This is a genomic window from Providencia rustigianii, from assembly GCF_900637755.1.
Lineage (GTDB): Bacteria > Pseudomonadota > Gammaproteobacteria > Enterobacterales > Enterobacteriaceae > Providencia > Providencia rustigianii.
The window spans coordinates 2,490,097-2,505,748 of the sequence record NZ_LR134396.1 but is presented as its reverse complement, the minus strand read 5'-3'; the positions used below and the strand labels follow the sequence as shown (position 1 = coordinate 2,505,748).

Sequence of the window (15,652 nt, the reverse complement as noted above, 5' to 3'; positions counted from 1 at the left end):
TTATGAGTATTGAAATCGCTAACGTAGGCAAACTTTTTGGCAAAACGCCAGTGCTAAATAATATCTCGTTGGATATCGCTTCAGGGGAAATGGTGGCATTACTGGGGCCTTCTGGCTCAGGTAAAACGACATTGCTGCGTATTATTGCAGGATTGGAGCAGCATAGTTATGGGCACTTACGTTTCCATGGGCAGGATGTGAGCCATATTCATGCTAAAGACCGTCATGTAGGTTTTGTTTTTCAACATTACGCGCTATTTCGCCATATGACTGTCTTTGAAAATGTGGCATTTGGCTTGACGGTATTACCAAGAAAACAGCGCCCATCAAAAGCTGATATTAAACGAAAAGCGATGGAATTGCTCGATATGGTGCAATTAGCTCATTTGGCTTCTCGTTATCCATCACAACTTTCAGGTGGACAAAAACAGCGAGTTGCCTTAGCGCGTGCCCTTGCGGTTGAACCCCAAATTCTGTTATTGGATGAGCCATTTGGTGCGTTAGATGCACAAGTCCGAATTGAATTACGGCGTTGGTTACGTCAACTTCATGAGGAACTAAAATTTACCAGTGTATTTGTGACTCACGACCAAGAGGAAGCAATGGAAGTTGCTGACCGGATTGTGGTGATGAGCCAAGGACAGATTGAACAAGTGGGAACACCGAATGAAATTTGGCAAGATCCACAAACGCGTTTTGTTCTTGAGTTTATGGGGGAAGTGAATCAAATCGCAGGGCAAATTCGTGGTTCACAGCTGCAAATTGCTAATTATACTTTCCCTCTTGAGCAAGTGAGTGCACAACAGGGTAATGTCGATGTATTTGTCAGGCCTTGGGATATTAGTCTACAAGTGCAACCTGATTCACTTCATCAGCTTCCTGTTAGAGTTGTCGAGTCGGGTCCTCGGGGGCATTTCTGGCAATTAACCGTTCAACCACTTGGTTGGGGAGATCACAGTTTATCAGTGGTATGGCAAGAGCTGGGTGCGGTACCCGTCAGAGGTGAACAATATTACCTCGGTAGTAAACACACCAAAATATATCAGGGAAACGAGCAATTATTTTTTCCCACTTTAGCTAAAAGCGCGTAGATTAAAATATTGCGATTGATCTTACCTGCGGGATCGATGAATAAAAATTATTATAAGGAAAACTCAGTGTCGACTTTGGAACAGTTTATTGGTCATACACCGTTAGTACGTTTACAACGTCTGGTGGAAGGGATAGATGCAGAAATATGGGTAAAACTAGAGGGCAATAATCCAGCTGGTTCAGTGAAGGATCGCGCTGCATTTTCCATGATCAGTGAGGCTGAAAAGCGTGGGGAAATTAAACCCGGAGATACCCTGATAGAAGCAACTAGCGGTAATACTGGCATTGCACTGGCGATGATTGCCGCGGTAAAAGGGTACAAATTAAAGTTGTTGATGCCCGATAATATGAGCCAAGAACGCAAAGCTTCGATGCAAGCCTATGGTGCAGAACTGATTTTAGTTAGTACAACGGTTGGAATGGAAGGGGCGCGTGATTTAGCCCAAGAAATGGCCAATCAGGGTGAAGGCAAAGTTCTCGACCAGTTTAATAATTCTGATAATCCATTAGCGCATTTTAAAACAACAGGGCCTGAAATTTGGCAACAAACAGAAGGGCGTATCACCCATTTTGTTTCCAGTATGGGAACGACCGGTACTATAACTGGCGTTAGCCGCTACTTAAAATCTCAATCAAGTGATGTTCAGATTATTGGATTACAGCCAGAAGAGAAAAGCCAAATTCCGGGCATTCGTCGTTGGTCTCCGGGATATTTACCGGGGATTTTTGATAGTAAGCTTGTTGATAGCGTGTTAGATATCAACCAGAAAGACGCAGAAGAGACGATGAGAGCGTTAGCTAAGTGTGAAGGTATCTTTTGTGGAGTGAGTTCGGGTGGTGCGGTTGCAGGGGCTTTACGGGTTGCAAAACAGAATCCCGGAGCGGTGATTGTGGCTATTATCTGTGATAGAGGTGACCGCTATCTATCAACGGGTGTTTTTGACAGATAATATCAATAGATACAGTAAAACCACCAGAAGTGAGCCAATAACGCTGGCGCTGCTGGTGGTTTTTTATTAGGCTCGATTAATTGCAACTATTTTTTAATGCGCATAATGACAGTTTCACCGACTGTCACAGAACCGCTTAACTTATTCAGTTCTTTAATCTCATCCATGTTTGAAATCACAACCGGTGTTAAGGTTGATTTGGCTTTTTCTTCTAAAAGAGCTAAGTCAAACTCAATGACTAAATCCCCTTTCTTCACCGTTTGGCCTTCTTCAGCAATACGTTTAAAACCTTCACCTTTAAGTTCAACGGTATCAATACCAAAGTGAACAAATAGTTCTATGCCATCATCTGATTCAATGGAGAACGCATGGTTAGTTTCAAAAATCTTACCAATAGTACCATCAACTGGAGAGACAATTTTGTTTCCGGTAGGCTTGATAGCAATACCATCACCAACAATTTTCTCAGCAAACACAACGTCTGGAACATCTTCAATATTGACGATTTCACCTGATAGAGGGGCGATAATTTCAATACTGCCACTGCTACTTTTGTCTTCCGAAACTAGTGATTTCAGTTTGTCAAACAGACCCATGGACCTTCTCCTAATCGTTTTATATGGGACCGAACTAATGTGCTGCTGCTAGCATAACGTTTTTTCTTGGATAAAGGTATCTACAAGTTTAATCAATTCTTCGGCAGTCGGTTGAGCAAGTGCTTGCTCGGCGAGAGCCTTAGCATCAGAAAAATTCGCATTACGAATGAGTTTCTTGATGCGAGGAATTGAGATTGCGCTCATGCTAAATTCGTCCAGCCCCATGCCTAACAGCAATAAGGTCGCACGTTCATCACCTGCTAATTCGCCACACATTCCCGTCCATTTCCCCTCAGCATGAGAAGCGTCAATAACTTGCTTAATCAAGTTTAAGACGGCTGGAGACATTGGATTATAAAGGTGAGAAATCAGCTCATTACCACGGTCAACCGCTAAAGTGTATTGAGTGAGATCATTCGTCCCAATACTAAAGAAATCAACTTCTTTTGCCAAATGATGGGCGATAACTGCAGCCGCTGGCGTTTCCACCATAATACCGACTTCAATCGATTCATCAAAGGCTTTACCTTCTTCTCGTAGCTGCTCTTTAAGCATCTCAAGCTCTGCTTTCAATTCCCTAACTTCCTCAACGGAAATCACCATCGGGAACATAATACGCAGTTTACCAAATTTAGATGCCCTTAAAATAGCTCTTAATTGAGAGTGTAGAATTTCTTTGCGATCAAGACAAATACGAATTGCACGCCAGCCAAGGAATGGGTTTTCCTCTTTTGGTAAATTCATATACGGTAAGTCTTTATCTCCACCGATATCCATGGTGCGGACAATCACTGCTTGGCTGCCCATCGCTTCTGCAACCGCTTTATATGCTTGGAACTGTTCTTCCTCGCTAGGTAAAGCGTCTCGGTCCATGAATAAAAATTCAGTACGGTATAAACCAACACCTTCTGCACCGTTGCGCTCAGCGCCGGCGACATCACGCACAGTACCGATATTGGCACAGACCTCAACTTGATGACCATCGAGAGTAATTGCGGGTAAATCTTTCAATTTCGCCAGCTCTTCTTTCTCTTTCAAATATTCAGCATTAGAGGCTTTGAGCTTGTCGATTTCGCTTTCTGATGGATTCAGATAAATGACGTTATTAACACCGTCAAGCACGATAAAATCGCCATTTTTTACTTTGCTTGTTGCGTCGGAGGTTCCGACGATAGCTGGGATTTCTAATGAACGAGCCATGATGGATGTGTGGGAAGTCCGTCCACCTAAGTCGGTGATAAAGCCTAAAACTTTATCGAGATTCAGCTGGGCTGTCTCTGATGGTGTTAAATCAGGTGCCACGAGGATAACTTCTTCAGTGATAGCGCTTAAATCAACAATTGGCATGTTGAGGATATTTCTTAGCAAGCGCTTACCAATATCACGTACGTCAGCAGCACGTTCTTTTAAATATTCGTCATCTAAAGCTTCAAGGGCTTGAGCTTGATCTTCGATGACAGAGTAAACTGCGGCATCAGCCGTTTTTTTGTCACCTTTGATTAAGGTGATAATTTCTTGCTCAAGTTCTTCATCTTCCAGCAACATAATATGGCCTTCAAAAATCTCAGCTTTTTCCGCACCAAGATTTTTTTCTGCTTTCTCTTTGATGAGGCAGAGCTGTTCGGCTGATTTGTTACGTCCATCAATGAAGTTTTGGATCTCTTTATCGATTTGTTCATCGCTAATTTTGCGAGTGCTAACGACGATAGGATCTTCTTTGAGGATGAGAGCCTGACCAAAAGCAAAACCTGGGGATACTAAAATTCCTGAAATCATAATATTACCTTACTACTGGTAGGAGTTTTGATGTTGCAGAGACAACAGTAGATATACGTGATTAAGCAGGTGTCCCTGAATAAAATATTCAGGGACAGAGAATCATTTCGTTAAAATCGATCTCTTGAGGGGGAAATTATTCTAATTCGCCCATCAGTTTAACTAAAAATTCAACTGCTTGTTGCTCGTCTTCACCTTCAGCGGAAATTGTCACTACAGTGCCTTGGGTTAAACCTAAAGTTTGTAATTTGAACAAGCTTTTTGCACTTGCTGATTTGCCGCCAGAACTCAAAGTAATGTCAGATGTGAATGCTTTTGCTTCTTTCACGAATTGAGCAGCAGGGCGAGTGTGTAAACCGTTTGGTGCTGTAATGGTGACTTCTTGCTGGAACATAGTATTTCCTCAATAACTTTAGTTTTTATCATTACCCAGCGTATTGTAGATGAAATATGCTGAGCATGCGTATAATTAGATTATTAACTAATAAAAAGGTTTCCAACTTTGTGCAGTATCAACCCTTTTACAGTTTACCTGGTTTAATTTTCACATCACTCATTTGATAAGCCAAAATTAGAGCTGACTAAAAAATGATTAATTTCGAGGTGTGAAATAATTAGTATGTTTAATACTAAACACTGAGTAAGAAATCATCTCAATCCGTGCTAAATTATGATCTCTCCCACAAAAAAAGCACCCAACAGGTGCTTTTTTAACGAAATATTAACGTGTGAAAAATTATTCAGCATTAATATCAGCAAATAGGGCGGTTGATAGATAACGTTCTCCTGATGAGGGCAAAATCACGACAATATTTTTCCCTTGATACTCTGGTTGGGCTGCCAGTTTAGCAGCTGCTGCAATCGCTGCACCTGAAGATATTCCGGCTAAAATACCTTCTTTCTCCATGAGTTCGCGAGCCGTTTGAATGGCTTCGTCATCGCTAATTTGTACCACTTTATCCACTAAAGAAAGATCTAAATTACCAGGGATAAACCCAGCACCAATACCTTGAATTTTATGTGGACCAGGTTTGATTTCGTCGCCAGCAAGCGCTTGGCTAATGACTGGAGACGTGATTGGCTCTACAGCGACCATTACAACGTCTTTTTTTCCTTGGGTATTTTTCAAATAGCGCGCAATACCGGTAATTGTGCCACCAGTACCAACACCCGACACAACCACGTCGACTTTACCGTCAGTATCTTGCCAGATTTCTGGGCCGGTTGTTTTTTCATGGATTTCTGGGTTAGCTGGATTATTAAATTGTTGTAATAGTAAGTATTTATCTGGGTTGCTGCTGATAATCTCTTCGGCTTTAGCAATTGCACCTTTCATTCCTTTAGCACCTTCGGTTAGCACTAAATTTGCGCCTAAAGCTTTCAGTAATTTACGACGTTCAACACTCATGGTCTCTGGCATGGTGAGTGTCAGTTTATAGCCGCGAGCTGCAGCAACATAAGCCAGTGCAATTCCAGTGTTCCCGCTGGTCGGTTCAACAAGCTCTTTATCTTTAGTTAGGATGCCTTTTTTCTCTGCATCCCAAATCATGCTGGCACCTACTCGGCACTTTACACTAAAACTTGGGTTACGAGATTCCACTTTAGCCAAAATATTACCGTTGCCGAAATGCTTTAAACGCACTAAAGGTGTATTACCAATGGTCAACGAGTTATCTTCATAAATTTTGCTCATGGGACATCCTTAAAATAAACGTTTTGTCGAGAAATTAGGGGTTCATCGAAATTGAACATACGTGAACATGGAATTAATGCAAATATGATTTCCCTATAGGATATAACTAATGGTTATTAATTTATAGACACTTATAACTTGATGGGTGTTTTATTCGAAAGGCGAAATAAGATAGAAAGATATGCAGGGAAATTGCCTGCATATCTCAAAAATAGATTAGTAACGTGCGTAGCGAGCACGATAGCGATCAACCCACATAAGGGTCGCGCCGCAGACTGCAACTGGCATAAGAACTAAGTTGATAAATGGGATCATCATTAAAAAGCTAACCACGCCACCAAACTGAATGTTATTCATGCGGTCTTTAGCTAGAGCTTGTTTCATCTCAGCAAATCCAACACGATGGTTATCAAAAGGATAATCACAATATTGAATGGACATCATCCATGCCCCGAATAAAAACCATAAAATTGGGGCAATAGTTTGACCGATACCCGGAATAAAGAATAAAACCAGTAAAATAAGCGCACGTGGCAGGTAGTAGGCAATACGGACTAGCTCGCGTTTTACCATACGAGGAATATCTTTCATTAATTCTGCAATACCTGTATCTGGTGCCGGTTTTCCGGTGAGTTCCGCTTCTAAATGTTCAGAAAGCCAGCCATTGAACGGTGCAGCGATAATATTTGCGACGGTACTGAAAAAATAACTGAAAACCAATAAGATAGAAATGACAGCCATTGGCCAAATAAGATAATCAAGCCATTGTAACCAACTTGGAATATAACTCATTACCTGATTAATCCAGTCACCTAGCTTGCTGTAAAGCCACCAAAAAGCGCCTCCTAGCAACAGAATATTTGCCAAAAGAGGTAAAATAACAAAGCGTTTAATACCTGGACGTGTGATTAATCGCCATCCTTGTGTAAAATAATAAAAACCAGAATGATTTTTTTGTGGCGAAAATGTCGATTGGGTCATACTTCTTATTATCTCCTTTGCGGGTGAAGATGTATCATATAGATATGAATTTACACTGACTAGTGATAATTTTGTATAAAAAAGCAGCAAATAAAGGCAGATTATTCTCTTTCTTGTAAGAAAATCGTTCTGAGGGTTGCACTTAGAGCAATTGAGAAATAATCTTAAGGTAGTTCCCGCCGTGATGGCATCATTATTCATCAACTAGAGATAGCAGCGATGCAGGATTTGCGTCTAATATTAGTGGTCGTAGGTGCGATAGCCATTGTCGCTTTATTACTGCATGGTTTATGGACCAGCCGTAAAGAGCGCTCTAAGTTATTTCGCGATCGACCTGTAAAACGTAGAAAAAATGAAACACAGGAAAATTCATCGGCGTATGATGATTCAGCCTTGTTTACAGAAAATCAACCCGCACAAAAAGCCGTTGTTGAGCCTGAACCTATCTATATGGTGAAAGATGAGCCTCGTGTTGAACCTGCTGTGCAGTCACAGACTGTGGTTAAACATGATGCTGAGCCAGAATTTAATTTGGCGATGGATGATGCTCATCATAATTCAGGGCGGCATGAAAAACCGGCAGCGTCAGAACCGGTATTTGCACCTCATGCTGAAACTCGCCACGCTCCAGAACAGCTCACGATCAGTATGGCTGATGAAGTCGTCGATGATGTGGAGCATGTGTCTGAACCGGTGAGAATTTACAAAGAGCCTATGATGGGTGTTGATACCCATGAAGCGGCTCAGCCAGTTCATCATGAGCATATTGAACAGCATTCTCAGTCCACAGAACAAGCATCTGCATCAAATGGTAAAGAAACTGTTCTGGTTCTCCATGTTGCAGCTCATCAAGGGCATGTGCTGGAGGGCGATGCGTTACTGCAAAGTATTCTCCAAGCAGGATTCCAATTTGGTGAAATGAATATTTTCCATCGCCATGTGAATCCATCAGGTACAGGTCCAGTGCTCTTTAGTCTGGCCAATATGGTTAAGCCGGGGTCGTTTGATCCGGATACGATGTCAGAATTTACCACACCGGGGGTCTCTATCTTTATGATGGTGCCATCTTACGGTGAAGCCAGTCAAAACTTTAAATTGATGCTACAGGCTGCACAACGGATTGCCTCCGATGCCGGAGGGGTTGTGTTGGATGATGAACGTAAAATACTGACACCTCAAAAAATAGAGGTGTATCATGCAAGAATTCGAAATACATTAAGTTAATTAAAACCCCCGTAACTGGGGGTTTTTTATATCTACTCTGGTGAAACATGACGACGAAACAGCCCCAAGATGCGCTAAAACAAAAAATTGACTCTTTAAAACAGCAACTGCGCCATCACGAATATTTATATCATGTGCTCGATGCGCCTGAAATTCCCGATGTGGAATATGACAAGCTGATGCAAGAGCTAAAAGGTCTAGAAGCAGAAAACCCTGAATTAATTACGACAGACTCTCCGACACAACGGGTTGGCGCCGCGCCATTAGCCGCTTTTGGCACCGTGCGCCATGAAGTCCCTATGTTATCTTTAGATAACGTTTTTGATGAAGAGAGCTATCTGGCGTTTGATAAACGTGTAAAAGATAGGCTCAATAATCACACAGAATTAACATTTTGCTGTGAATTGAAACTGGATGGTTTGGCTGTCAGTTTATTGTATGAAAATGGCGAGTTAGTCCAAGCTGCGACCCGTGGTGATGGCTCAGTTGGTGAGAATATTACGGTAAACGTCAGAACCATTAAGGCGATTCCATTACGTTTACGTGGAGATAATATTCCTGCACGCGTCGAAATTCGTGGTGAAGTTTTCATGCCACAAAAAGGTTTTGAAGCCATGAATGAAGAGGCTCGCAGAACGGATGGAAAAATATTTGCTAACCCACGTAATGCAGCAGCGGGTTCATTGCGTCAGTTAGATCCTCGCATCACGGCAAAGCGACCTTTAACCTTTTACTGTTATGGTGTTGGTCTGGTAGAGGGAAATACCCTACCAGATACGCATTATGAACGCCTAATGCAGTTTAAAGCGTGGGGGTTACCTGTAAGCGAACATGTTCAATTACGAGTCGGTTGCCAACAAGTTCTCGACTTCTATCACCATGTTGAAAAAATTCGCCCAACTTTAGGTTTCGATATCGACGGTGTGGTGATTAAAGTCAATGATATTGCGACGCAAGAAAAATTAGGCTTTGTTTCCAGAGCACCTCGTTGGGCAACTGCGTTTAAATTCCCAGCGCAAGAGCAGTTAACTTTATTAAAAGATGTTGAGTTTCAAGTTGGGCGTACAGGTGCAATTACCCCTGTGGCTCGTTTAGAGCCTGTCCAAGTTGCAGGAGTGGTCGTCAGTAATGCGACTTTGCATAATGCGGACGAAATAGACCGTCTTGGGGTACGTATTGGTGATACGGTGGTGATCCGCCGTGCGGGGGATGTTATTCCACAAATTGTGAGTGTGGTGATGGATAAACGCCCTGCGGATAGCCGTGAAATTACTTTCCCAACTCAGTGCCCAGTTTGTCATTCTGATATTGAACGAGTAGAGGGAGAAGCTGTTGCTCGTTGTACCGGTGGTTTAACCTGTGGTGCCCAATTGAAAGAGTCGTTAAAGCATTTTGTTTCCCGTCGCGCAATGGATGTCGATGGTATGGGAGATAAAATTATTGAGCAACTGGTAGATGCTGAATACGTGAAGAACGCGGCTCAGTTGTATCAATTATCGGCAGGTAAATTAACCGGCCTGGAAAGAATGGGGCCAAAATCTGCACAGAAACTGATTGATGCGTTGGAAAAATCGAAACAAACCACGTTAGCGCGCTTTATCTATGCGTTGGGGATCCGTGAAGTAGGGGAGGCTACAGCAGCCAACTTAGCCTCTCATTATGCTTCTTTAGATGCGCTGATGGCCGCAGATGAAGAATCCCTCAAAGCGGTACAAGATATTGGCGAAGTTGTGGCTAAACATGTGGTGAATTTTTTCCATGAAGAGCATAACCGTCAAGTTATTCATGACTTGCTGACCATCGCCAATATCCACTGGCCTGAAGTGAAAGTGGTGAATAGTGACGAAATCGATAGCCCATTTGCAGGAAAAACGGTGGTGTTAACGGGCTCAATGAGCCGACTTACTCGTGACGAAGCGAAGGATCAATTGGTGGCTTTAGGTGCAAAAGTAGCAGGTAGTGTCTCGAAGAAGACCGATATGGTGATTGCTGGGGAAGCGGCTGGTTCAAAGCTGGCTAAAGCGATTGAACTGGGTGTAAAAGTTATTGATGAAGATGAGTTAGTTCGTTTGCTGAATATCTGATCGTGACCTATATTTAATTCGCCGTGCCATTATCAATAATTGTGATAATGGCATTTACAATTTTAGGGGCGGTTAGTTCATTACTTGTTAAACGTGACCTAGGCTTCGTTTTTAGAAAATAGATGCTCTCAGTTTTCATATTAATGTGACTCCAGTCTCGTTTAAATGTTGTCTATTACATAGAATATGCACATAGACTGATTTTTAACTTTGTTGGAGTCGTAAATGACCTCGATCCTGCACTTTATCTTATCCATTGTTGTTATCGCTGCTCTTGCGATTTTGGCGAGTAGTAACCGTAAGGGGATCCGTCCTCGTTATGTTATTCAGCTTCTTGTCATCCAAATCGCATTGGCTTATTTGTTCTTAAAATCAAATATCGGTGAATCTTTTGTTCTAGGAATTGCTGGGGTATTTACTCACTTATTAGGCTATGCCGCAGAAGGGACTAAATTTATTTTCGGTGGGATGATCGAAGGTAATTTAGCGTTCTTCTTCCTTCAAGTCCTTTGCCCAATTATCTTCATTTCAGCACTCATCGGTATTTTACAGCACGTTAAAATTTTACCTTTTGTAATTCGTATCATCGGTACAGTGCTATCGAAAGTGAATGGCATGGGTAAATTAGAATCATTTAACGCAGTCAGTTCTTTGTTATTGGGTCAGTCAGAAAACTTTATTGCTTATAAAGACCAGTTAAGCAAAATGTCTGAAAGAAGAATGTACACCATGGCAGCCACCGCGATGTCGACGGTTTCAATGTCAATTGTTGGTGCGTACATGACCATGCTGGATCCAAAATATGTGGTTGCAGCATTAGTTCTGAACATGTTTGGTACATTCGTCGTGTTATCGTTAATCAACCCTTATTCTCCAGAAGGTGAAGAAGACATTCAAATGCGCAGTTTGCATGAAGGTCAAAGCTTCTTTGAAATGCTGGGTGAGTATATCCTTGCTGGGTTTAAAGTTGCGATCATCGTATCGGCAATGTTGATTGGGTTTATCGCTCTGATTGCCATGATCAACGGTATCTGTTCCGCTATCTTTGGTATTAGCTTCCAAACCATGCTGGGCTATGTATTCTATCCATTTGCTTGGATGCTGGGTATTCCTGCTAATGAAGCACTACAAGTCGGTGGTATCATGGCCGTGAAGATGGTTACCAACGAGTTTGTTGCAATGGATGGATTAAAAGCAGTTGCAGCCGGATTATCTGACCGTTCTGTCGGTATTCTGTCAGTATTCTTAGTTTCATTCGCGAACTTCTCATCTATCGGTATTATTGCTGGTGCGATCAAAGGATTAGATGAGAAACAAGGTAATACCGTAGCGCGTTTTGGTCTGAAATTATTGTTCGGCTCAACATTAGTCAGCTTCCTGTCAGCTGCGGTGGTAGGATTAATTCTGTAATTTTCTAAAAAGTGTTACAGTGATAAACGGCATTCATCGAATGCCGTTTTTTTTGATACTGACAAAGTGAAAACTTCATATGGAAAAACAAGATTTATTAGATATTGCTAACACCTATATGCCGTTTGGAAAATATAAAGGTTGTGTCCTAATCGATTTACCTGAAGAGTATCTATTGTGGTTTTACAAAAAAGGCGAGTTTCCACAAGGTCGTTTAGGACAATTGATGGAAATGACGTTAGGGCTGAAAATCGAAGGGCTGGATAGCATTGTTAAACCCCTAAAGCGTAAATAAGCCATAGAGGTTCAACTAGGAACTAGGAAGCGCCTAGTAGCTGTCTTGCTGCCTCGATACCTGATTGATATGCACCATGAACAGTTCCTGCTCCTAATAGTGCTAAATGTTCCCCAGCGAAGAATAATTTTTCATTAATAGGTTGTTTTAATTGCTCAATTTGGTTTGTTGAATAGTTATTGGCTGGGTAGCTAAATGAGCCATAGGAATAAATATCTTTTTCCCAGTCGGTTTTTAATAGCTGAATTGGCTTCGGAACATGCTCAAAAACTTTAGTTAAGGAATCATATAACTCTTGCCAAGCTGTCTGCTCATCACATTCTTCGAGCCATTTTGCTGAAAGCCCACCAAATAAAAACAGTAGCGTCGGTTTTTGGTAGATAGCGCTTACATCCATAAAATTAAGCCAATAGTCTGATTCATGGATATACATACTATTGACGTTACTTAACGTCTCTTCGCGCCAGAAGGCGTGTTCAAAAGTCACGAATAATTTATTGAAAATGCCAAATCCTAGTTGAGATATTGCTTCTTGCTTTACAGTGGGTAATGGCGGTAAAAACTGGATTACATTCTTTTTGAGAACCCCTAATGGAACCGTTATCAGAACTTGACTCGCGGTCAGCTTTTGTCCAGAAAAGGTCGTCACTACCACATAGTCATATTGATAATCGATATGGTGAACGGGGTGATTCGTACGTATATCCAACTTGTTTGATAATGTTTTTATTATTTGATGATATCCGTGAGGGAAAATGACCTCATCGCCGTCACAAAAGCCTTCCAGCTGAAGAAAGTGAGGTGATAGCGTTTCTAGCGTACAAGCACAAGGGTCTTCGGCGATAGCTTCAAAAAATTCATGTAAACCATCCCGTAACTGCTCAAAAAGAGGTTGATCAGCATGATGCTGTTTGGTTAGTAACTGACGGAATTCTAGACTCTGTAACCAGCTATTTAATGCATCTGCAGCACTGTTAAATTTGCATGGAGAGGAAATAGTTTCAAATTGATTCATCAAATAATCAAGACCTGCTTCAAAAGCTGCCTTTTCCTTTTCGCAAAGGATTAAACCATTTTTCTTATAGAAAATAGCATCTTGATAATTGAATACAACTGTTTGGATTTGATGTTGCTGAGCAATTGCACTAATGGGATTGCCATTAATTCCGTGGATCCACGACGCACCCAAGTCATAGAACTGTCCGGCAATTTCATGGGTATGAATTCGCCCTCCTAGACGGTCTCTTGCTTCTAAAATAATGACTTTCTTACCTTGGGACTGTAATTGATTTGTTGCGGATAAACCTGAAATACCTGCTCCTATCACAATGATATCGGCATCTAGTTGTGGCATAACTCACCCAGTTGAAATGGAAAGTAACAGATACACCAATGTGCATCTAATGATTTTATTTAAATGAAATTATTAGATGATTATATATGAGGTCATTAATTGTAGATAGAACATGGCGATAAAATAACTGTTAATTTAATGAGTTATATACAGATTGGGGGTAACTACAGGGGGGATGATCATAAACAAAAAAGATTCGATGGAAAGTTTGGTGGAGCTAAGCGGGATCGAACCGCTGACCTCTTGCATGCCATGCAAGCGCTCTCCCAGCTGAGCTATAGCCCCAATCGAATATTTTGTTATACCTTGTTGGGTATTTGCCACCTAAACTGGATTTTTAGATGGTGGAGCTAAGCGGGATCGAACCGCTGACCTCTTGCATGCCATGCAAGCGCTCTCCCAGCTGAGCTATAGCCCCAAACAAAATCTTTTGGACGGGTGGCATCATATTCAAGCTAGGTTTGAGTGTCAATATATTAATATGAGTTTTGGGTTTAATTGCTGAAATATAGAGCATTTTGCAATCAATTCCCATTTAGAGGGAACGAAACAAAGAAACAGCCTCTGAGTGACAGAGGCTGCAAGATAACTTATTGTGCGGAAGCTTCTCGCTCTGCGATATAAGCCAGTGCTTTATCAATGCGAGCAACCGAACGAGCTTGACCAATAGCATGGACAGTCACGTCCAGTCCTGGAGATTGACCAGCACCTGTTACAGCGACACGAAGTGGCATACCAACCTTGCCCATACCGACTTCTAGTTCAGCAGCGGTGGCTTCAATTGCTTGATGAACATTTTCTGCCGTCCAATCAGAAATCGCGATCAGCTTATCTTTAACAACTTCTAATGGCTGACGAGCAACGGGACGTAGATGTTTTTTCGCGGCATCGGCATCAAAAGCGTCAAAATCTTGGTAGAAGTAATGACAAGACTCCGCCATCTCTTTTAATGTTTTACAACGTTCACCCAGTAATTTAATCAGTTCGACTAATTGCGGGCCATTGCTGGTGTCGATATTTTGCTGTTCAATATGCCATGCAAGGTATGTTGCGACTTCTTCAGCTGGCATGGTATTGATATAGTGATGGTTCAGCCACTGCAACTTTTCAGTATTGAACGCACTGGCTGATTTACTGATAGCATCAAGAGAGAAATATTCTTTCATTTCTTCAATAGAGAAAATTTCTTGATCCCCATGTGACCAACCTAAACGGACTAAATAGTTAAGTAATGCTTGAGGTAAATAGCCATCATCACGATATTGCATGACACTAACAGCGCCATGGCGTTTAGACAATTTCTTACCGTCATCGCCTAAGATCATAGAAACGTGAGCATACTCAGGCACTGGTGCCCCTAATGCTTTCAGAATGTTAATTTGACGAGGGGTGTTGTTGATATGATCTTCACCACGGATAACGTGAGTGATCTCCATATCCCAGTCATCAATAACTACACAGAAATTATAAGTTGGAGAACCATCGGTACGACGAATAATCAAATCGTCTAGCTCTTGGTTACTAAATTCAATAGGCCCACGAATAGTGTCATTGAAAATCACAGAGCCGTCTTGTGGGTTACGGAAGCGTACAACGTGTGGCTCATCTGGAGTGTGGCTGTGCGCATGGTCACGGCAACAACCATCGTAGCGAGGTTTTTCGCCTTTTGCCATTTGGTCTTCGCGTAATGCTTCTAAACGCTCTTTCGAGCAGTAGCAACGATAAGCAGTACCTGCAGTTAGCATGTCGTCAATAACCGCGTTATAACGGTCAAAACGTTTAGTTTGGTAGTAAGGACCCTCATCCCAATTTAAATTCAACCAGTTCATCCCGTCCATAATGGCATCGATAGCTTCCTGAGTTGAACGTTCTAAGTCGGTATCTTCGATACGCAGGACAAATTCACCTTGATTGTGACGGCTGAATAACCAGGAGTAGAGAGCGGTACGAGCACCACCAACGTGCAGGTAGCCTGTTGGACTTGGTGCAAAACGGGTTTTGATTTTACTCATCGAGATTGCCTTAATTACGAAACATGGTTTCTTATACGCTTATATGCATCGGATATTTGCAAAATCACATTGCTATATAATAGATAGTGATTGGTATAAAAGGAGATGCGCGGATCTAAAAAGACCACTTTTTGCGCCAACCTTACATCCAGAAGTTGCTAAGCATTGATAAAATGTATCCCTAT

At 41.8% G+C, this 15,652-nt stretch carries 13 protein-coding genes and 2 tRNA genes; 6 read left to right on the top strand and 9 right to left on the bottom strand.

Annotated features, from left to right (window positions below; genetic code table 11):
• Positions 1–2 precede the first annotated feature (2 nt).
• Entirely contained in the window at positions 3–1,091 is a 1,089-nt protein-coding gene (cysA, locus tag EL244_RS11560; protein WP_126461046.1) for a sulfate/thiosulfate ABC transporter ATP-binding protein CysA, read from the top strand.
• 66 nt (positions 1,092–1,157) lie between these two features.
• Positions 1,158–2,042: a cysteine synthase CysM gene (cysM, locus tag EL244_RS11555; RefSeq protein WP_126461043.1), complete on the top strand. Its 885-nt coding sequence runs from the start codon at positions 1,158–1,160 to the stop codon at positions 2,040–2,042.
• Positions 2,043–2,128: 86 nt separating this feature from the next.
• Here cysM and crr read toward each other — a convergent pair whose 3' ends face one another.
• The 5 genes from crr to cysZ form a co-directional block, all read right to left on the bottom strand.
• On the bottom strand, positions 2,129–2,638 hold the full coding sequence (gene crr / locus EL244_RS11550; protein WP_006814669.1) for a PTS glucose transporter subunit IIA: 510 nt from the start codon (positions 2,636–2,638) through the stop codon (positions 2,129–2,131).
• Positions 2,639–2,686: 48 nt separating this feature from the next.
• Positions 2,687–4,414 carry a phosphoenolpyruvate-protein phosphotransferase PtsI gene (gene ptsI, locus EL244_RS11545; protein WP_112837042.1) on the bottom strand — a complete coding sequence of 576 codons (1,728 nt, stop codon included), beginning with the start codon at positions 4,412–4,414 and terminating at the stop codon, positions 2,687–2,689.
• Between the two features lie 136 nt (positions 4,415–4,550).
• Entirely contained in the window at positions 4,551–4,808 is a 258-nt protein-coding gene (gene ptsH, locus EL244_RS11540; RefSeq protein WP_006658608.1) for a phosphocarrier protein Hpr, read from the bottom strand.
• Positions 4,809–5,150: 342 nt separating this feature from the next.
• Positions 5,151–6,107: a cysteine synthase A gene (gene cysK / locus EL244_RS11535; protein ID WP_006814667.1), complete on the bottom strand. Its 957-nt coding sequence runs from the start codon at positions 6,105–6,107 to the stop codon at positions 5,151–5,153.
• A gap of 216 nt (positions 6,108–6,323) precedes the next feature.
• Entirely contained in the window at positions 6,324–7,088 is a 765-nt protein-coding gene (gene cysZ, locus EL244_RS11530; protein ID WP_126461040.1) for a sulfate transporter CysZ, read from the bottom strand.
• Positions 7,089–7,307: 219 nt separating this feature from the next.
• On the opposite strand from cysZ, the gene zipA reads away from it, so the two are divergent.
• The 4 genes from zipA (at position 7,308) to EL244_RS11510 (ending at position 12,101) form a co-directional block, all read left to right on the top strand.
• On the top strand, positions 7,308–8,312 hold the full coding sequence (zipA, locus tag EL244_RS11525; protein ID WP_006814665.1) for a cell division protein ZipA: 1,005 nt from the start codon (positions 7,308–7,310) through the stop codon (positions 8,310–8,312).
• A 47-nt stretch (positions 8,313–8,359) separates the two neighbouring features.
• Positions 8,360–10,396 (top strand): NAD-dependent DNA ligase LigA, encoded by a 2,037-nt coding sequence (ligA, locus tag EL244_RS11520; RefSeq protein ID WP_126461037.1) that lies wholly within the window; start codon positions 8,360–8,362, stop codon positions 10,394–10,396.
• 225 nt (positions 10,397–10,621) lie between these two features.
• Positions 10,622–11,806, top strand: a complete 1,185-nt coding sequence (locus EL244_RS11515; RefSeq protein ID WP_006814662.1) for a NupC/NupG family nucleoside CNT transporter — start codon at positions 10,622–10,624, stop codon at positions 11,804–11,806.
• Positions 11,807–11,885: 79 nt separating this feature from the next.
• Positions 11,886–12,101 carry a DUF3820 family protein gene (locus tag EL244_RS11510; RefSeq protein WP_006814661.1) on the top strand — a complete coding sequence of 72 codons (216 nt, stop codon included), beginning with the start codon at positions 11,886–11,888 and terminating at the stop codon, positions 12,099–12,101.
• A 22-nt stretch (positions 12,102–12,123) separates the two neighbouring features.
• Here the strand turns inward: EL244_RS11510 and EL244_RS11505 are convergent, their stop codons facing one another.
• The 4 genes from EL244_RS11505 to gltX all read right to left on the bottom strand — a co-directional run bounded on the left by EL244_RS11505 (position 12,124) and on the right by gltX (position 15,467).
• Entirely contained in the window at positions 12,124–13,455 is a 1,332-nt protein-coding gene (locus EL244_RS11505; protein ID WP_126461034.1) for a flavin monoamine oxidase family protein, read from the bottom strand.
• Positions 13,456–13,664: 209 nt separating this feature from the next.
• Positions 13,665–13,740: transfer RNA gene (locus EL244_RS11500), tRNA-Ala, on the bottom strand.
• Between the two features lie 57 nt (positions 13,741–13,797).
• Positions 13,798–13,873 (bottom strand) — tRNA-Ala (locus EL244_RS11495).
• 172 nt (positions 13,874–14,045) lie between these two features.
• Positions 14,046–15,467, bottom strand: a complete 1,422-nt coding sequence (gene gltX, locus EL244_RS11490; RefSeq protein ID WP_112837038.1) for a glutamate--tRNA ligase — start codon at positions 15,465–15,467, stop codon at positions 14,046–14,048.
• Positions 15,468–15,652 lie beyond the last annotated feature (185 nt).